Consider the following 18129-nt stretch of genomic DNA (forward strand, 5'->3'; position numbering starts at 1 on the left):
GGCCGGCCCCGCTGCGGGCCAGCCGCGGTGCCCGGGAGGGCGCGACGCGCCGCTCCCGGGCGAGCGTGCCTCACTCGTCGATCACGAACTCCACGCGGCGGTTCTTCGCCAGGCTCGCCGGGTCGGTGCCCTCGGCCACCGGCTTGTCCGACCCGAAGCCCTCGGCCGTGAGCCGGCCCGGGCTGACGCCCTTCTGGATCAGGTACTTCCGGACCGCCTCGGCGCGCTGCTCGCTCAGCTCCTGGTTCAGCTCGGGCGTGCCGGTCTCGTCGGTGTGCCCCTCCACCCGCAGCCGCTCGATCTCGGGGTTCGCCTTCATGACGAGCGCCACCTGATCCAGGGTCCTGTACGAGTCCGGCTCGAGCTCGGCCGAGCCGGTCCGGAAGCGGATGGTGTCCCGGATCACAAACTCGCCCTTCTCGTACGCGACCCGCGGCTCACCCTCGTCGGGGCAGCCGTCGTCGTCCTCGACGCCGTTGATCGTCTCCTTCTCGTCCGGGCACTCGTCGTCCGCGTTCGGCACGCCGTCGTGATCGTCGTCGGCGTCCTCCTCGGGGCAGCCGTCGCTGTCGTAGTCGGCGTCACGATCCTCCGGGACGTCGGGGCACTGGTCGCGCTCGTCGTCGACGCCGTCGTGGTCCCTGTCGTGCGAGGTCGGCGTGTACTTCACGCCCGCGAACACGCGGAAGATCGGCACGCCGTAGCCGGCCAGCGCGCCGATCCCCGGGCCCGCTGTGATCTCCCACTCCTCGCTCGGGTTGATCTTCACGTAGCCGAGCGCCTCGAGCGGCGTCTCCTCCTCGTTCAGGTCGTCCGCGGCGATGCCGATGCCGCCGTTCGCCTCGGCGCCGATCTCGACCTTCCCGTCGATGCCGCCGAAGCGGTAGCCGAGCGCCGCGGCGTACGTCAGCTCGCTCGCCGCCTCGACGTTCTCGTACGTCGTCCCCTCGCGGATCGCGACGCCCGCGTTGACGCCGAACCTGAGGCCGGGCGCGAACCGGTGATCGAGCACGATGCGCGGCCAGAAGACGACGTTTCGCGCGCCGCCCGCGAAATCTCCTGTGTGCGTCGGGACGCGCAGCTCGGCCACGAGGCCGAGGCCGATGGAGTCGCGGTCGTCGAGCAGGCGCAGCTTCGGCACGAGCCGGATGTCGCCGAGGCCCGCGAACGACGGAGAGCCCTCGCCCGACTGCGCGAGGAAGAACGGGATGTCGAGGCCGAGCGCGAACGGCTCGGCGATCGTGACCGACGCCATGAGATCGGCGCCCAGGCGGCCGCTCACGATCTGGCTGCGCACCTCGCCGTCTCCCGTCGCGACGATCAGCGGGTTGCGGGCGTAGTTCAGGAACAGCCCGAACGCCCATGGATCGCCGGGCTCGCGGACGCCAGAGCCCTCCGTGACGACGAAGGCGTCGTGGGTGACGGCCGGCTTGAAGCGCTCGACGTCGATGTCCGTGCTCTGCGCCGACGCGGGCGTCGCGGCGGCGAGGACCGCGCAGGCAGCGCAGGTGATGGCGGCGAGGATCGGTGCGCGCATGGATCTCCTCTTCATCGGCTTCATCGGCCCGCTCCGGGTCCGCGGCGCGGGCGCCTCCGCAACCGGAGCGCGAGCCCGCCGGCGGCGAGCAGCGACAGGGCTCCCCCTCCGTACGGCGCGGGCCCCGCCGCGCAGGCGCAGGCGCCGCCCTGGACCGCATCACCCGGCAGGAGATCTGGTTCGCCCGGGCCGCCCGCGCCGCTCGACGCCCCGCCGTCGACGCAGCGCCCGGTCGGCGCGCAGCGCAGGTCCGCGCCGCACTCGGACGCGCTTGGCGAGCACGGGCCGCACTGCCCGCTGACACACACGAGGTCGCCGCACTGGGCGTTCGACGTGCAGGTGTCCCCGGGCGTGGGGACGCACCGGTGGTCCGCGGAGCAGTCCTCGTCCGCGTCGCAGTCGACATCGTCGACGCACGACACCGGCAGGATGCAGTCGCCGTCCACGCAGATGCCCCTGCCGGCGCAGTCCGCGTCGCGCGTGCAGCCGGAGGGCGGGACGATCACGTCGGGCACGCGGTCGCCGTCCGCATCGCCGGCCACGCACGGCGCGGAGAGGCCGATGTCGAGATCGCCCGGCCCGAGCGCCGCGGCGTCGTTCACCGACCGGAAGTACAGGTTCGCCTCGCACGCCACGCCGACGCCCACGAGGTCGAGCGCGATGGATGCCTGCGCGTACCCCCGCGTCGGGTCGTTGATCAGCAGGGGGTCGAGGTCCGTCCCTGCCTCGGTCGCGACCTGCGCGCCCGTCACGTCGACGGGCTCGTACCGCCCCGACGCCCCAGCGAAGGACCAGACCCTCACGAGCGTGCCGTCGCCCTTCACGCCGAGCACGACCTCGTAGCCGCCCGGCGACTCGTCGTTCGTGAACCGGTCGTCGATCCCCGCCGTCGCGGCGGTGCCGCCGGTCTGCCGGTTCCTGTCGGTGTCGATGAACACGAAGAGCGTCGCCTCCCCGCTGATCGCGGCCGTCTCCGACACATACCCGCGCACCCAGAACCGCCCGTCGGCGGCGACCGCGTACGCGGAGCGGAAGTCGATCGATCGCTCCGGCGTGTCGAAGGTCTCGCCGTCGCCCGCGACGTCCTCGTCGCCGTAGGGCCACCGCGGCTCCCCGGTCCTGTCGATCGCGACGATCTCGTCGAGCAGCGGCGTCGTCCGCCCGCCCGTCCACGTCTGAGCGGACGAGCTCCTCGGAACGAGCGCGACGCCGAGCGCCGCGCCGACAGCCAGCGGCGCGACCCACGAGCGCCCCCGCGCGCACCCATCTTTGTGTTGTGCCATGGCGGGGAGCATCCTCGCACAGGTCGCCGCAACCCTTACAAATGAAAGGCGATTCGCGCCCAGAGTGCGCAAGGGTGCGCGCCTGCAATACCATGCATCCACACCTCCGTTCGCGCGCGAGCGGGGAGCGGGAGAGGCGCTCCCCGTCGATGCGATGTCGATGCGCTCACCCTCCTTGCCGATTGGGCAGCTGATCATCGCTCCTTCTCCCTCCCCGCGCGCATGAGCGAAGCGCGGAGAGCACGGTAGAGCACGGCAGAGGGCGATCGCGCGCGCCCGAGGCGCGGCCTCCACGCGCGGCGCCCCGGAGCGTCGAGCGACCGTGACGCGGGCGACCGAGCGCCCCTTCTTTTCATCACCGAGCGGCTCGCCGGGGCCTCCGGCGCGATCACATGGCTTGGCCACGCGCCCGGGTTCTGTAACTGTCCCGCGGTCAGTTACGCGTCGCTGCGCCGCCGTGGGCTCGGGGGGTCCGAGCGCTGGCGCCTGGCCTCGCGAGATGAATCCCTCTTCCGATCGAAGGAACCGCGATGCACTGCACACTCCAGAAACACCGCCCCGGAGCGCTCCGCGTGGCTTGCCTGCTGCTCGGGTCGCTCGCCGCCGCGTGCTCGGACGAGGGCCCGGCGCCGCTCGAGGGGAGCGCGTTCGACGTCGAGCGTTACGACCTCCGGGGCGAGTTCGACTGGGAGCGGAGCCGCCTCGTGGCGACGCTGGGCCTCACGCTGTCGCTCACCGGAGACGGCCCGAGGGCGGTGGTCCTCGACAGCGCCGTCGCCGAGGTGAAGGAGGTCCGGCGGAAGGGCGGCGGGGCGCTCCCGCACGCGCTCGATCCGCAGCGCCAGGCGCTCGCGATCGACCTCTCGAGCGAGCCCGAGGCGATGAGCGGCGCGCCGATCGCGCTCGAGATCGACTACGAGGCGCTCTCCGGCGACGCCCTCCGCGCGGTGCCGGCGCGCATGGGCGATCCGGTCGCCGTGCGCGCCGTCTACACGGTGTCGGAGCCGCTCGGCGCGTCGCGGTGGATGCCGTGCCACAACGCGCCCTCGGACCGGGCCATCTTCTCGATCGCCATGCGCGTCGACGGCGGCGAGGCGCTGATCGCCAACGGCGATCTCGTCGGCGACGAGGATCTCGGTGCGTCGGGCCACCTCGTCCGGTACGAGACCGCCTACTCGCTGCCGCCCTACCTCATGGCGTTCGCGATCGGCGACTTCGAGGTCGAGCGCGGGACGAAGGGCGATCTCCCCATCGCGGTCTGGCATCGCCGCGGGTTGCCGGGCGATCACGGCAGGATGGTGGACGAGCTCGCGCGCGCCATCGGCCGCTTCGAGGAGCTGCTCGTGCCGTACCCCTTCGAGAAGTACGCGCTCGTGCTCCTGCCGGACTTCTCGGTGGGCGGGATCGAGCACGCGAGCATCAGCTTCCAGCGCGAGGAGCGGAGCACGCAGCCCGCGCTCGCCTCGGATCTCCTGCTCACGACGCACGAGCTCTCGCACCAGTGGTTCGGCGACCTCGTGACGGTGGAGAGCTGGGACGACCTCTGGATCAAGGAGGGCATGGCGACGCTGCTCGAGCAGGAGGGCGTCCGCGTCTACACGGACGAGAGCGGCGCGGGGACGCTGAACGGCGACGAGCTCGGCCCCCGGGACGGCGACGCCGTCCGCGATCCGTCGCTCGCGCCGGGCGAGAAGTACACGAGCGGCCCCTACGGCCGCGCCGCCTGGCTGCTCACCCAGATCCGCAGCCTCGCCGGCGAGGAGGCGTTCTGGTCGGCGCTCCGCGGGGTGCTCGAGGAGCGCCGGTTCGGGACCATCGGCACGGACGCGTTCCTCGACGCCTTCGCGCCGGCGCTCGGCCCGGAGGCGGCTGCGCGCGCGCGGCGCGCGGTCGTCGCCAAGGCGCTCCCGTGGCTCACGGTCGACCCCGCGCCCTCCGGCGGGGCGTTCGTGACGGTGCACGACCCGGAGGGCGCGCTCGTCGCGCCCCTGGAGCTCGCGTGGGTGGCCGGCGACGGCCCGACCCGCGTGCAGACGCTCGCGCCCGGCGAGCGCGTCGAGGTCGCGCCCGCGCGCCCGGGCGAGCTCCTCGTCGTGGATCCCCAGGACCGCCACCCCGAGTGGGCCTTCCTGACCACCGATCGCGATCTCGAGGCCTACGCCGCGACGCTCGCTCCGCGCCGCGTCCCCGCGGACCGCGAGGGCGTCTCGCGCTTCCTCGACGTGGGCGGCGCGCACCAGCTCGCCGCGCTCCAGGACGGCCTGCCCGAGGGGCTCGCGCCCGAGGAGTTCGAGGCGTTCGTCGAGGGCCTCGACGGCGAGGCGGCCCGGGCGGTATCGCTCGCCGCGGCGTGCGACGTCGCGTGCGCGCCGGGCCTCGACGCCGACGTCCGCGGCGCGTGGTCGAGCGTGCTCACCGGCCTCTTCGCTGGAGCGCCTTACAGCTACGGCCTCGACTACGTGGGAAGCTACGCGTCGTGCGGCGCCGTCGTGTCCCCCGAAGCGCTGTTCGCCGAGGACTGGTCCGCGCTCGAGACCGGGCTCGCCTCGGGCGGCGTCTCCGACGTGCGGCTCCAGTACCTGTCCAAGTTCAAGCTGCCGCCCGAGGCGGCGCTCCGCACGTGGGGCAGGGTCGCGCAGATGGCGAGCTCGGTGCGCGCGCGCGTGCTCGCGATCCGGCACCTCGCGACGTACGTGGATGGGCTCGACCCGGCTGCCCTCTCGGTCTTTCGCGCCTTCTTCGCCGGCGTGCTCGGCGCGACCGATGTCTCCGACGTCCTCGCCGCGGATCTCCGCGCCGTGGTGGCCTCCGCCGCGCCCACGGCGGCCGGCAACCAGGGAGCGCTGGACGGCCTCGCCCGGGTGCTCCGCTCGCCCGCGGCCCGCTCGGCCCACCCCGCCGCCGTCTGCGCGGCGTTCGCGCTGACGAGGGGTGACGAGCAGGCTTTCCGCCGCTTCGCCGCGGGGCTTGAGGGCGCCGACGTGACGGACACCACCTCCGATCTGCTGCGCTCTCCCGTCAATTGCCTCTGACGCTCGCTCGTCGCGACATCCCATCTCGCATCTCCCGCCGCCGGCCTCGCTCCAGGGCGAGGCCGGCCCTCTGCGCCGCAGCCGAACGCTGCTATGCTCCGCTGCCCATGTCGGAGCTCGTCCAACTTCTTCGCCAGAACGCCCCGATAGCTCGCATCGCCGAGCACCTCGATGGCCTGACGCACGAGGAGCGCCGCAGCGCCCTGTCGACCACGACGCGCGCGGATCAGCGGGCGCTCTATGCCGCCGCGAGCCACGCTCTCCCGATCACGCTCGACTTCTTCGTCCCGGACGGCACCCCGCGCCGCGTGGCGGTTCATCACGAGGGCAGGAACAGCCTTCCTCTCCCGCCCACATTCCGCTTCTTCGAGAAGCGTTTTGCCTTGCCCGAGGACGGCAGCGCTCGGCTCTTCGGTTACAACGAGGGGCTCACGCGTCCCTGGGTTGGCCCGGGCTTCTTCGTCGCGGTCCCGACGGCCGGCAATCCTGCGTGGGAGGAGCGTGGCGCCATCGTGATCGACTACTTCCAGGTCCCTGACGGCCCCGTACCCGACGGCTGGCCCCGGGTCGTCCCCAACAGCAAAGGACTCCAGTTCTTCGTCTACAACGGAACCCGTGATTTCATGCGCCGGGTCTCGAAGGACGTGTCCATCGGCGCGGCGTTCAAGGGCGAGCGCTCGCTCGACCATTACTTCACGCTCTGCCGCTCGCCGTCCGCGTAGCCGTCACCAATGTGAACGTGAACGTGAACGTTTACGTGGTCGTGGTCGTGGTCGTGGTCGTCAACGATAGGTCGTGAACGACCACGACCACGACCACGTCTGAGGATTGATCACATTTCCCCCTTAGTTTTCGCTGTGTTGGCGAGGGCGGCGTTCCAGCCCGTCTCCAGCATGAGCAAGGTTTGCATTCCGCGCGCAAGCGTCAGCCAGCCGGGGGGGCCGTTGCGCTTGAGATGTCCACCAAGACCGGCAACGGCGTAGAGCGCATCGACTACCGTGGCCCCCTGAGCCGGCAGCTTCTTGGGCTGGTGCTGGTGCAGCAGCTTCAGCTGCGTGGGGTTCAGGGCTCGTTCCGCGGGCGCGTTGGGCTCAAGGCGTGACAGAGAGCGCAGCAGCAGCATCTGCCACGCGATCGGGGCGAACAGCGCCATCGCGTTCGTCAGGCTCCGGAAGCTCTCGAGCTGGCGCGTCTCGAGGGCGCAGCCGGTCTTGAGCGCCTTGAAGAACTCCTCGATGAGCCACCGTGCCCGGTAATGGTCGACGATCGCTGCGATCTGGTCGGGCGTGTCGACGGGCTCGTTGGTCACCAGCACCCACGCGACCGGCTCTTCGCCCGCTGGCGTGTCGATCTCCTGCACCAGCACGACGTTGACCGCGAGCTCTTCGGCCAGCTCGGGCAGGTAGTAGGGACGGCGCAGCGCCACGCGCCGAGCGCCGACGCCCAGCGTGGCGCTCCGCTCCGAGCGCGCGGGGTGCGCGCGCTTGCTCGCAGGTACCGGTCCGGCGCGGCGTTGGGTGAGCACAACCTCGCGACTGAGCCGGATCGGCAGCTCGACCAGCGCCTCGCTCAGCCGCAGCGGAGCGCTGTCGTCGAGCGATTCCTCTTCGTCCTCGGCCAGCTCCGACACGTTCCGATCGCGCGCCATGCGCACGACGAAGCGGTGGCCCTGCTCGACCATGGCGCACAGAAGCGGGTAGGCGTCGGCCTCGCGGTCCATGACGTGCAGCAGCGACGTGCGGTCGCCCACGGCCTGCTCGGCCGCCTCTACCTGCCGCAGCCAGCGCGTCGACTCCTTGTCGGTCACGCGCGCATAGTCGCTGCCCGTCCTGTTCTTCTTGCGTGGGCTCTTGGAGAGGGCGGAGGCTTTGCGGGCCCAGCAGGCAAGGCCCAGCAATCCGAGCGGCTGGTTGATCGCGTCGGTGGCCACGGCGAGCGTCGCGTGCGCCAAAAAGCCCTGGGTGTCCTTGCCGTTGAGCGGACCGAGCCCTTTGCGTGCTCCGTCGCCGTCGAAGGCGACCGCGGTGGTGTCATGCACCGCGCGAACCGTGTCGTGACCGGCCATGCGCTCGAGGGTCTGCTCGCTGTGGGCTTGCACCAGCGCACCATACGACACGCGCTTGTTGCCAAGGAGCCGGTAGAAGCCCTCCAGCTCTGCCTCTGTCTTCAGCGAGTCCGGGAAGCTCTCGCCCGGCGCGACGCTCAGCCGTGCCACCACAGCCCGGACCCGCTGATGCAGGCGCGCATCGCCCAGCTGCACCGTCTCGAACTCGCGAACGATCGAAGGCGTCGTTTCCGGCACATCGGGATTTCCCATGACATTTCAGACGCTTGGCGCGTCCGAAACGGATCAAAAAATGTGCGGGATCCTCAGACGACCACGTAAACGACCACGACCACGACCACGTAAACGTTCGGAGGTAGGAGAACGCGGCGCGAAGCGTGGTGAACGCCTACGCCCCCTAGTTTGGCTGGGGCCCCCCTCCCAGCCGCGACAGCATCCCCTTTCGCAGGAGCCCCACCTTGTTCCGCATCGCGGTCACCTGTTGCCGCATCCCGTCCGCCTGCTCCGCGAGGTCGACGATCCCCGCGGCCGTCGCCGCCTGGGCGAGGGCGCGCGCGTCGTCGGCGAGGCGCCCCATTCTCCCTTCCACCTCGTCCATCGCCGCCACCACCTCGTGGATCTGCTCCGGCGTCGTCGCCTCCCGCTGACGCGCCGCGGTCTCCTGCACCAGCTGGTTGATGCTCCGCCCCTCCTCCCCCAGCGCCGCGAAGCGCTGGAACAGCTCCCCGAGCTGCTCCGCCCGCCGCTTGATCTCCTCGCCGCGCGCCGCGAGCGCCGTGGCGGTCGCCTCGTGGCGATCCCGCGCCGCCGCGATCGCCGCGATGAGCGACCCGAGCGCCATGCTCACGCGCTGCTGCGCCTCGGCCGCCTCGGTCGTCGACTTCGCCGCGCGCTCGATCCCCTTGCGGGTGTCGAGGGAAAGCCGCCGCGCCGACTCCGCGAGCTCCTCGAAGCGGACGAGCTCGCGCTCGAGCGCATGCGCCGCTTCCGCGAGCTCGCCTCCGCCCTTGCCGTGATCGTCCTTCCCGCCCCCGCGACCGTTCTTCTCGCGCTTGTTCACGTCACACTCCCTGCGCTGCCTGTCCCACCTCCTGGGAGGGCCCCGCCGTTTCGCCTGCTGGCGATGTTCGGACCGGTGTACTGTATCAAAACGGCGGCTCGTACGTCGGACGCACCTCGGAGGAACGAATGCGAAGCGCGTGGCTCGTCCTCGTCGGAGTTCATGCCCTGCTGGGCTGCGGAGCTGCGCCGCGGAGAGAGCCGGCCGCCGACGCCGACCCCACGCACGCCGGGGTCGCCGCCCCGCGCGCCGTCCCGGAGGGCTCGACCCGCGAGGCGCGCGCCGCCCTGCGCTCGCCCGAGGAGAAGGAGCGCGCCGCCCTGCGCCCGCCCAGGAGCACGCGCGCCCGCGACACCGCGCCCGAGGCCCCCAAGCCGCGCGCCCCGATCCCGCTGTCCGACAAGGCGAGCACGCCTGTCCGCTCCGCCGGGAACAACAGCCCGCCCGCCCGCTCGCCCGTGAAGGAGCGCGCCCCGATCTCCCGCCCCACCCCCATCTCCCTCCCCGGGAAAGGCGACGCCGCGCGCTCGATCGAGGCCGACTGCAAGGCGCTCGGCCCGGAGGTCCAGAAAGCCTCGAGGATGATCGAGGTGCTCCGGCAATCCGACCTGAACACGCCGCCCGACGTGCTCGGGAGGATCGCGGATCGGCTCGACCTCTGGGCCCGCGCGGCCGCGGTCCAGGCCTCCGATCCGGAGCTCGCCCAGGGCGCCAAGGACCTCCGGGAGAGCTTCGCCCGGACCGGCGCCGCGGCCCGCAAGCTCCAGGCGTCGCTCGGCGCTCACGACCGCAAGAAGGCCGGTGTCGCCCGCGCCGGCCTGGAGAGGGAGCTCGACCAGGACGCCAAGGCCGTGAGGGGCATTGCCGCCCGTTGCAAGAGCAACCCCTATGACCCGATGAAGGGCAAAGCCCATATCCCGCCTCACGTCGTGCGGAGCGTCGTCCAGGAGCGCTTCGGCGAGATGCGCGCTTGCTTTGAAAAGGGCCTTCGCCAGAACCCCAAGCTCCAAGGGCGCCTGCCCGTACACCTCGTCGTCGATGGCGAAGGGAAGGTCACCTACGCGGGTGACGCCGACCGCCCGCCCGAGGACGCGCCGCTCCTCATTGCGCTGCCCTCGCCCGGCGCGACGCCGCCGTCGTCGCCCGCTCCCCCGCTCCGCGACGCCAAGGTCGTCGGCTGCGTGCTCGAGGTCTTCCGCGGCCTCCGATTCCCCTCCGCCGCAGACCGCAAGAGCGTTGCGACGGTGGTCTATCCCGTCGTCTTCGGTGTGGACGACAACCGCTCTCCAGCGACCTCCTCCAGGTGACGCACAGCGCAATCGCGGCAGCGAGGCGCTGGCCCCTTGCCGTCCGGGCGAGGCCGACGCCAAGCACGCTCAGCCTCACTTGCGCCACTTGCAAAGTTATTTCCTTCTCAGGGGCCTGAGGGTAAGCATTCCGCCGATGAAGCTCTCGCTCACCGAGCTCCAGGACATCCGCCGCACGCTCGCGGCGCGCATCGTCTTCGGCCTCTCCACGCCCGGCACCGAGATCGCCGCGCTCCCTGCCTATCTCGCGCCGCCGCCGGGAGGGATGATGGGCCGCGCCGTGGTGGTCGACGCCGGCGGCACGAACCTGCGCGCCGCCATCGTGGAGCTCTTACCGGGCGGCGAGTCGCGCATCGTCGCCGGGCCCGTGCCTGCGAAGTTCCCGGGCGGGCCGGAGATCACGGGCGACGCCTTCTTCGACGTGCAGGCGGAGCTGGTCGAGCGCCTGGGCGCCGTGCACGGCTTGCCGGTGGGGTACTGCTTCTCGTATCCGTCGGAGACACTGCCGTCGCTCGACGCGCGGCTGCTCCGCTGGACCAAGGGCGTCCAGGTCGCCGGGGTCGAGGGCACCAGCGTGGGCGAGCGGCTCGGCCGGGCGCTCGGCGCGCGGAGGCTCCGGCCCGGTCCGGTCCGGGTGCTGAACGACACGGTGGCGAGCCTGCTCGGGGGTGCCTTCGCGCACGGCGGGTCGCAGCCCGCGGCGTTCATCGGGCTCATCGTGGGGACGGGGACCAACATGGCCACGTTCCTCCCCGCCGGCCGGATCCCGAAGCTCAAGACGGGTCACTTCGTCGCGCCGATGGCGGTCAACCTCGAGAACGGAAACTTCAACCCTCCGCACCTCCAGCCGTTCGACGCGGAGCTCGACGCGACCTCGGAGAACCCCGGCGCGCAGCGGTTCGAGAAGGCGGTGTCGGGCGCCTACCTGCCCCGGCTCTTCGGGCGGCTGTGCCCGGGCCATGCCCCGCTGACGAGCTCCGCGGATCTCGTGCGGCTCCGCGACGAGGGCGCCGACGAGGAGCGGCGGGTGGCTGGCGACCTGCTCCAGCGCTCGGCCGACCTCGTGGCGGCGGGGCTCGCGGCCGTCACCGACGTGCTCGACAGCCCTCCTGGGGTCGGCATCCTGGCGGAGGGCAGCCTCTTCTGGGGCGATCCCCGCTATGCGCCGCGGGTGCAGGAGACGCTGCGCGCCCTCGTCGGCTCCCAGGTCGAGCCCCGGATCGCCCGGCTCGAGCATGTCAACCTCATCGGGTCGGCCTGCGCCGCGCTGTTCGCCTGAACGGCCGCGCGCCGCTTCCCCTCGCCGCTCGCTGCGCCGCGGGGGAGGCGCCGGGCCTTTGGGCGCGCGAGCTGCTCGGCCAGGGGGGAGCACAGGGATGCCCGGGGATCTTCGCCATCGCCTGCCTTCGCGGGACCGGTCGAGCGCGGCCACGCCCGCGTCCGCCTGGCTGTGCGGCGTCCCCGTCGGTGGTCCGAGGCGGCAGGATCACACATTTCTGGCCGAATCCGTTTTTTGCGACCACCATGACGCAGCGTCGACCCCATGGGAGGAGCTCGTCCGGTGATGTGTGAAACAACAGCGCGCTTCGGCTCGACCGGACCGGTCGGGCGGGTGGAGCGCTTCCGGTCGTCGCGGGCGGGCCCCGGTGGCCGGAATGGCTATTGTCTTTAGAGAGATGCTCCCGTCGAACCGCAGACTCGCGTTCCGCAGGCAGCCTCACCTGCTCGACGACACCGGGAGCGTCGGCGTGTGGATCACGCAGCCGGCGGGCATGGTCGTCCAGCTCTTGCGGGAGACGGTGGCGACCGGTGAGGCCGCGCGGTTCATCTCGGTCGACGCGTACCAGAAGCTCGTGGGCGTCATGCGCCCGGGGGAGCGGGCGTTCTTCATCTACGACATGGCGCTCATGGTGCGGTACGAGAGCGAGGCGCGCGTGATCCTGACCCAGTGGGGTCTCAACGTGCGCGACAAGATCGAGCACATCGTCGTCCGCCCGCCCCCGGAGATGAACAAGCTCGGGCGCATGGGGATCCAGACGATCGGGGCGGCGATGAGCCTGGCGGGGGTGCAGCTCGACATCGTGGACGACATCGAGCCGTTCCTGCGCGAGCAGAACCTGCGGCCGCGGATCAGCCTCACCTGAGGGTCGGACGCCGGTTGCGGACGGCGGCCGCGGGCGTCAGTGCCCGCCGCCGGTGCCCTTGATGTCCAGCTGAGGACGGGAGGGGTGCGGCCAGTCGAGGTGGAAGAACTTGCCGCGCGGCTGATCCGTGCGCTCGTAGGTGTGCGCCCCGAAGTAGTCTCGCTGCGCCTGCAGGAGATTTGCAGGCAGGTGGGCCGCACGGTACCCGTCGTAATACGACAGGGCCGACATGAACGCAGGCGCCCAGACGCCGTTCTGCGCTGCGATCGACACCACCTTGCGCCAGTTCCCCTGCCCCTGCTTGATCTGATCGTTGAAGTACGGATCGAGCAGCAGGTTCGTCAGGCCAGGATTGCGCGTGTACGCCTCCGTGATCTTCTGGAGGAAGCGGGCGCGGATGATGCAGCCGCCGCGCCAGATGCTCGCGATCGTGCCGAAATCAAGCGTCCACTTGTACTCCGCCTGCGCCGCCGCCATGAGCTGGAAGCCCTGCGCATAGGCGCAGATCTTCGAGCAATACAGCGCGTCGCGGATCGCCGTGATCGTCCCCTGCCGGTCCGCGACCGGGGTCGGGGTCGGGCCAGAGAGCTGCTTCGAGGCCTCGACGCGCTCGTCCTTCAGCGCAGAGAGGCAACGGGCGAACACCGCCTCCGCAATGGCGTTCGCAGGGATGCCCATGTCGAGCGCGTTGCTGCTCGTCCACTTGCCCGTGCCCTTCTGCCCCGCCGTGTCGAGGACGAAATCGACGAACGGCTTGTCCTTCTGGACAGGGTCCTTCTGCTGGAGGATATCGGCGGTGATCTGGATGAGGTACGAGTCGAGATCTCCGCTGTTCCACTCGGAGAAGACCCGGGACATCTCGTCCTTCGACATCCCGAGCAGCCCGTCGAGGAGCGTGTACGCCTCGCAGATGAGCTGCATGTCGATGTACTCGATGCCGTTGTGGACCATCTTCACGTAATGGCCCGCGCCGTTCGGCCCGATGTACGCCGTGCAAGGGACCCCGCCCTCCACCGGCTTGCCGGGGGACGCGCCCTCGATCGGCTTGCCGGTCGCCGGATCGACCTTGGCGGCGATCGCGCGCCAGATCGGCTCCAGGTGCTGCCAGGACGCGGGATCGCCGCCGGGCATCAGCGAGGGGCCGAAGCGCGCCCCCACCTCGCCGCCGGAGACGCCCGAGCCGAAGAACTTGCACTGCTTCGCGTACTCCTGCTCCCGGCGGATCGTGTCGGTCCAGAGCGAGTTGCCCAGATCGACGACGATATCGTCCGGCTCGACGCCCGCCTCGATGAGCTGCTTGACCACCATGTCCACCGGCGGACCGGCCTTGACCAGGATCACCGCCTTGCGCGGCTTCTTCAGCGCGCGGACGAAGTCCTTCAGCGTCTCGCAGCAGACCAGGCCGCCGGGCGTGCTCGGGTTCCTCGCGACGAAGTCCTTCGCGACCTGCACCGTGCGGTTGTACACGGCCACCTTGAACCCGTGGTCGGCCATGTTGAGCGCGACGTTCTCGCCCATGACGGCCAGCCCGATCATGCCGATGTCGCAGCTGGATGTGGCATCATTCATCCCGGTTCTTCTCCTTCACACGTGGCTCTTTCGCCGCCAGCGACCGCAGTGCTGCGCGGCCAGGACGACGGGTCAGCAAGCCGCGAGCCGCGAATCGCAGGCCGCAGGCCCGCGCGCCGTCGATCTCGCTGGGTCGGCTGGGAGCCACGGGCGCGCATTCTGAGCAGGCCGGCGGCGCGGCGTCCAGTGCGCTCGCACGCCGTGGTAGACTCTCGCCGATGCGACCGGGCCCGGCGCTCGCAGGCCTCCTGCTCCTCGCCTCCGCAGCGGCCTCGGCCTGCGGGCCAACCACGTACAACGCCCGCGCCGCCCGCGCCTTCGCGAACGAGGACGCCCGCCGCGCCATCATCGACGATCGCGCCGCGGATCTGGAGCGAGCGGCCTGGCTCGCCGACGAGGTCCTCTCGAGCACCCCGTACTCCCCGGGTGACGCGTGGATCGCGGCGCTCCGCCTCGACGACGTCGAGGCGGAGCGGCTCCGCGCGCGCCTCGAGGAGACGCCCCCCTACGACGGAGAGCACGAGGTCCCGCTCGCCAAGCTCTACCGCGCGAAGCTCGACGAGGCGCTCGCCCGCGCGGCGGCGCGCGGTGAGCGCGGCGCGCCGCCCGCGTTCGCGCGCCTCTTCGACGCGCTCGCGGCGCTCGCGGCGCCGTCGGGCGAGGCGAGCGCCGCGAGCCGCCTGCCGGCCGCGTGGCAGGCGCTCGCCGAGCACGCGCGGGCGCTCGCCGCCGAGGAGCGGAGCGTCGAGCGGCTCTCGGCCGGAAGGCCCCTCGGCGCCCCCGATACGCCCGAGATCGCCGCCGCGAAGGCGAGGGCCGCCGCGCGGCGGCGGGCGCTCGCCGGAGCGCATCGGGACGTCGCTCTCGCCGCCGCCGCGCTCCGCGCGGCGAGCGCGGGGCAGGAGCCCGCCCGGACGATCGCGCGCGACGCCCTCCAGGTGCTGTCGTTCGTCCTGCGAATGCACATCGAGGCGCTCGCGGTGGCGCCGTACGTCGTGAAGCAGGCCCGGCGGGTGGCGCGGGACGAGCCCGGCTACAGGGCCGCCGTGGCGCGCGCGGAGGCGATCTCCAGGGTGCTCGAGGAGCAGCGCGCGGCGCTCTCCGCCTGCGCCGAGGCGCTCTCCGCGCCGGCGCGGACGCCGCTCGAGGACACGGCGGGCTTCGAGGCGCAGGAGGGCTTTCTCGAGCAGGGCCGGGCGATCAGCCTCGACGCCGTCCACCTGAAGCTGAAGGGCGACGTCGAGCTCCTGTTCTTCCACCAGCTCGCGAGCGCGGGCTCCTCCGGCGGCGTCAACGATTACCGGGGCAGGACGCGGCGGCTCGCCTACGACGTCGATCCGGTGTTCATGGTCGGCGGCCGGGCGCTGCTCACGTACGACTTCGACCACGCGCGCGACGCCGCGCGGCTCAACGCCGGCTTCAAGACCGACCGGTTGTTCTCGTCGGGCGGCGACATCCAGTACGACGGCTCGCTCGGCAGGCTCCTCGGGCTGAACGGCTTCGCGAGCGACGTCTTCGACATCGGCGCCGACCTCGCCGGCGTGAGCACGAGCCTCAAGATCGCGCGGTTCACCGCCGGGAACGTGACCGAGCTCGCCGTAGATCCGGCGACCGACCGCGACGCCGGCGCCGTCGCCAGCGCGCCCTTCCAGCTCTTGCTCCGCCAGATCGACGTCGGCTTCGACCTGACGAAGCTCTTCCCGGAGGCCGCGGACGACCTCTACCTCGAGGAGCTGCTCGCGGGCTTCAGGTACATGGACTACAAGCTCCCGCGCATCTTCTATGCGCTCCGCGAGCGGGACCCGGGCGAGGGCGACGTCTACGTCTTCGAGCGGCAAAGCCCCGCCCAGAGCGTGACGTCGCGGTTCTACCAGGGCGGCTTCAGCGTGCGGATGGGCAACGGCGAGTGGCCGCGGCTCGCGCCGTTCGGCGATCTCGGCCTCTACGGCGGCGCCGGCCCGGTGCGCTACGCCTTCTCCGCGGATCCCGCGGTCCCCGGCGCCCCGCGCGAGGTCGACGAGGCGACGATGATCGCGCTCTCCGGCAACGTGTCGGTGGGGCTCCGGCTCCGCTTGACTTCGTACCTCAGCCGGCTCCGCCTGCTCACCGAGCTGTCCTACAACGTGGAGGCGATCGGCCAGGGTATCCTATCGAGTATCCACGCGACCAGACGCGGAGACGAGACGATCTACACGATCGGTCGCAAGCTCGATATCGGCGGGTTCGACGTGTTCCACGGGCCCCGGCTGCTGGCGGTGCTCGTGCTCTGACGGGACAGGCGGCGCCCACGCTCCGCCGGTGCATCTGACGATGTCGATGTGTCTGTCGTGAAAAACGATCAGAACGGACGGGCGCCACATCACCGCTGAAGAGCCCCGTAAGCCACGGAATCACGGGATCTTCTCGCGACGACGAGCGACCACGAGCGACCACGAGCGACAACCGTCGGTGCTCCGCGCGAGCGGCGCCAATCAGCGCAGGGCGCTTACCTGTTGCCTGGTGCGCGCAGATGTAACGAACGCGCCCTACATCGGGAGTTCCATGTGGGGAGTCTTACGGCCTACAAGTTTGTAAGGTCTGCAAGTTAACGAGTGCGGTCGTCCGACCAGGTGGTGTAACCTCGTTCGACGCGGGTGAGACTATGTCGCTGAACTTCAACGAGGGGATGCTGTTCGCTGGTAGGTACCGCGTCGTGCGCAGCATCGCGACGGGTGCGATGGGGGCGGTCTACGAGGTCGTCCACGTCGAGACGGATCGGCGGCGGGCGCTCAAGGTCATGCACCCCCACCTCGCCGAGAACCCCGAGTTCCACGCGCGGTTCAAGCTCGAGGCGCGCATCGCCGCGCGCATAGCGACCGAGCACATCGTCGAGGTGTTCGACGCCGGGATCGACCTGGACACCGGCATGCCGTTCCTCGTGATGGAGCTGCTCCGCGGCGAGGAGCTCAGCAAGCGCATCCGCCGCGGCGGGCGCCTGCCGCCGGAGAACGCCATCGCCTACCTGCGCCAGACCGCGCACGCCCTGGACAAAACGCATGCGGCCGGCGTGGTCCACCGCGATCTGAAGCCAGCGAACCTCTTCCTCGCGGCGAGCGACGACGACGACGAGATCCGGATCAAGGTGCTCGACTTCGGCATCGCCAAGCTGGTCGCCGAGACGGCGGTCGAAGGGGCGAACACCGCCGCCCTCGGGACGCCGCTCTACATGGCGCCCGAGCAGTTCAGCGGCGAGACGATCACGCGGGCGGTCGATCTCTTCGCGCTCGGCATGATCGCGTACACGACCCTCGTCGGCAAGGCCTACTGGCTGAACGACATGCGCGAGTACAGTAACTCGCTCGCGTTCGCGGTGATCGCGATGCACGGCCCGCAGGAGCCCGCGTCCGCGCGCGCGGAGACGGAGGGGGTGAAGCTGCCCCCCGGCTTCGACGCGTGGTTCGCGAAGGCGACGGCGCGCGAGCCCGAGGCGCGCTTCCCGACCGCTTCGTCCGCGGTGGAGGCGCTCGCCGAGGTCTTCGACATCGCTCCCATGACGATCAGGTCGTCGCGCCTCCTCGGGCTGGAGACGCCGATCCCGCGGATGAGCCAGCTGAACCAGGGGCCCGCGTCGTCGATGCCGGTGGCCGCGCAGTCGTCCACGGGCGTGGAGACCAGGGTCGGCACCGGAACCGGCACGGCCGCGGCGCCGCGGAGCCGATCCGCGCTCGCCGTCGCGGCCATCGCCCTGGTCGGCGGCAGCGCCATCGCCTTCGCCGCGTTCAGCAAGGGCCGGTCTCCGGCCCCCGGCCCCACCGAGCACGCGCAGGCGACCCAGGCTGCGGCCGTCGCGCCCCCCTCCACGCTCCCCTCCACGCCGCCCGAGGCCGCCCCGGGCGCCGGCCGCCCCGAGGCGGCCGGCACGCCCAGGTCGACCGATCTCGCGGCGCCAGCGAGCCCGGCCGCCGCGCCGCCCGCGGACGGCGGCCTGGCCATCGCTCCCGAAGTGCTGGCGGGCTCAAAGGCCTCGCCGGCGCCGCGCACCCCGGCGCCGCCGCCCGGCGCCTGGCGCAAGATCGCGCCGACCGCCTCCCCCTCAGCGAACGCGCCGAAGCCCCGGGAGTCGCTCTACGGGGCAGACTGAGCGCGGCCCCAC

Annotated in this window: 12 protein-coding genes; 7 read left to right on the top strand and 5 right to left on the bottom strand. The window is 71.6% G+C overall.

Features of this window, described 5'->3' with window-relative positions; genetic code table 11:
- Nucleotides 1–70: 70 nt before the first annotated feature.
- Nucleotides 71–1537, bottom strand: coding sequence for an OmpA family protein (locus WMF46_RS32135; protein ID WP_437980693.1), 1467 nt, complete (start codon nt 1535–1537; stop codon nt 71–73).
- Between the two features lie 20 nt (nt 1538–1557).
- Nucleotides 1558–2820, bottom strand: a complete 1263-nt coding sequence (locus WMF46_RS32140; protein ID WP_437980694.1) for a hypothetical protein — start codon at nt 2818–2820, stop codon at nt 1558–1560.
- A gap of 530 nt (nt 2821–3350) precedes the next feature.
- Here WMF46_RS32140 and WMF46_RS32145 point away from each other — a divergent pair.
- Both WMF46_RS32145 and WMF46_RS32150 read left to right on the top strand, forming a co-directional pair.
- Nucleotides 3351–5852, top strand: coding sequence for a M1 family aminopeptidase (locus WMF46_RS32145; RefSeq protein WP_437980695.1), 2502 nt, complete (start codon nt 3351–3353; stop codon nt 5850–5852).
- A gap of 107 nt (nt 5853–5959) precedes the next feature.
- Nucleotides 5960–6574 carry a hypothetical protein gene (locus tag WMF46_RS32150; RefSeq protein ID WP_437980696.1) on the top strand — a complete coding sequence of 205 codons (615 nt, stop codon included), beginning with the start codon at nt 5960–5962 and terminating at the stop codon, nt 6572–6574.
- Nucleotides 6575–6684: 110 nt separating this feature from the next.
- On the opposite strand, the gene WMF46_RS32155 is transcribed toward WMF46_RS32150, so the two are convergent.
- Together WMF46_RS32155 and WMF46_RS32160 are read right to left on the bottom strand one after the other, a co-directional pair.
- A complete protein-coding gene (locus tag WMF46_RS32155) occupies nt 6685–8169 on the bottom strand; it encodes an IS4 family transposase (protein ID WP_437980697.1) in 1485 nt (494 codons plus the stop codon).
- 145 nt (nt 8170–8314) lie between these two features.
- Nucleotides 8315–8977 (bottom strand): hypothetical protein, encoded by a 663-nt coding sequence (locus WMF46_RS32160; RefSeq protein ID WP_437980698.1) that lies wholly within the window; start codon nt 8975–8977, stop codon nt 8315–8317.
- Between the two features lie 128 nt (nt 8978–9105).
- Here WMF46_RS32160 and WMF46_RS32165 point away from each other — a divergent pair, with 128 nt between their 5' ends.
- From WMF46_RS32165 to WMF46_RS32175, 3 genes are all read left to right on the top strand, one after another.
- Nucleotides 9106–10284, top strand: a complete 1179-nt coding sequence (locus WMF46_RS32165) for a hypothetical protein (protein ID WP_437980699.1) — start codon at nt 9106–9108, stop codon at nt 10282–10284.
- Between the two features lie 136 nt (nt 10285–10420).
- Nucleotides 10421–11563, top strand: a complete 1143-nt coding sequence (locus WMF46_RS32170) for a hypothetical protein (RefSeq protein ID WP_437980700.1) — start codon at nt 10421–10423, stop codon at nt 11561–11563.
- A 376-nt stretch (nt 11564–11939) separates the two neighbouring features.
- Nucleotides 11940–12428, top strand: coding sequence for a hypothetical protein (locus WMF46_RS32175; RefSeq protein WP_437543209.1), 489 nt, complete (start codon nt 11940–11942; stop codon nt 12426–12428).
- Between the two features lie 36 nt (nt 12429–12464).
- Here the strand turns inward: WMF46_RS32175 and gndA are convergent, their stop codons facing one another.
- Nucleotides 12465–13997 (bottom strand): NADP-dependent phosphogluconate dehydrogenase, encoded by a 1533-nt coding sequence (gene gndA, locus WMF46_RS32180; RefSeq protein WP_437980701.1) that lies wholly within the window; start codon nt 13995–13997, stop codon nt 12465–12467.
- A gap of 218 nt (nt 13998–14215) precedes the next feature.
- On the opposite strand from gndA, the gene WMF46_RS32185 reads away from it, so the two are divergent.
- Nucleotides 14216–16267 carry a hypothetical protein gene (locus WMF46_RS32185; protein WP_437980702.1) on the top strand — a complete coding sequence of 684 codons (2052 nt, stop codon included), beginning with the start codon at nt 14216–14218 and terminating at the stop codon, nt 16265–16267.
- Between the two features lie 371 nt (nt 16268–16638).
- On the top strand, nt 16639–18117 hold the full coding sequence (locus WMF46_RS32190) for a serine/threonine protein kinase (protein WP_437980703.1): 1479 nt from the start codon (nt 16639–16641) through the stop codon (nt 18115–18117).
- Nucleotides 18118–18129 lie beyond the last annotated feature (12 nt).

This window comes from Sorangium sp. So ce117 (assembly GCF_051524395.1).
GTDB classification, from domain to species: Bacteria; Myxococcota_A; Polyangia; order Polyangiales; family Polyangiaceae; genus Sorangium; species Sorangium cellulosum_B.

Excerpts from the sequence above, each read along its gene's own strand:
- WMF46_RS32155 (WP_437980697.1), bottom strand. The coding sequence starts at position 8,169 with ATGGGAAATCCCGATGTGCCGGAAACGACGCCTTCGATCGTTCGCGAG.
- WMF46_RS32140 (WP_437980694.1), bottom strand. The coding sequence starts at position 2,820 with ATGGCACAACACAAAGATGGGTGCGCGCGGGGGCGCTCGTGGGTCGCG.
- WMF46_RS32185 (WP_437980702.1), top strand. The coding sequence starts at position 14,216 with ATGCGACCGGGCCCGGCGCTCGCAGGCCTCCTGCTCCTCGCCTCCGCA.
- WMF46_RS32165 (WP_437980699.1), top strand. The coding sequence starts at position 9,106 with ATGCGAAGCGCGTGGCTCGTCCTCGTCGGAGTTCATGCCCTGCTGGGC.
- gndA (WP_437980701.1), bottom strand. The coding sequence starts at position 13,997 with ATGAATGATGCCACATCCAGCTGCGACATCGGCATGATCGGGCTGGCC.
- WMF46_RS32175 (WP_437543209.1), top strand. The coding sequence starts at position 11,940 with ATGGCTATTGTCTTTAGAGAGATGCTCCCGTCGAACCGCAGACTCGCG.
- WMF46_RS32190 (WP_437980703.1), top strand. The coding sequence starts at position 16,639 with ATGTCGCTGAACTTCAACGAGGGGATGCTGTTCGCTGGTAGGTACCGC.
- WMF46_RS32145 (WP_437980695.1), top strand. The coding sequence starts at position 3,351 with ATGCACTGCACACTCCAGAAACACCGCCCCGGAGCGCTCCGCGTGGCT.
- WMF46_RS32150 (WP_437980696.1), top strand. The coding sequence starts at position 5,960 with ATGTCGGAGCTCGTCCAACTTCTTCGCCAGAACGCCCCGATAGCTCGC.
- WMF46_RS32170 (WP_437980700.1), top strand. The coding sequence starts at position 10,421 with ATGAAGCTCTCGCTCACCGAGCTCCAGGACATCCGCCGCACGCTCGCG.
- WMF46_RS32135 (WP_437980693.1), bottom strand. The coding sequence starts at position 1,537 with ATGCGCGCACCGATCCTCGCCGCCATCACCTGCGCTGCCTGCGCGGTC.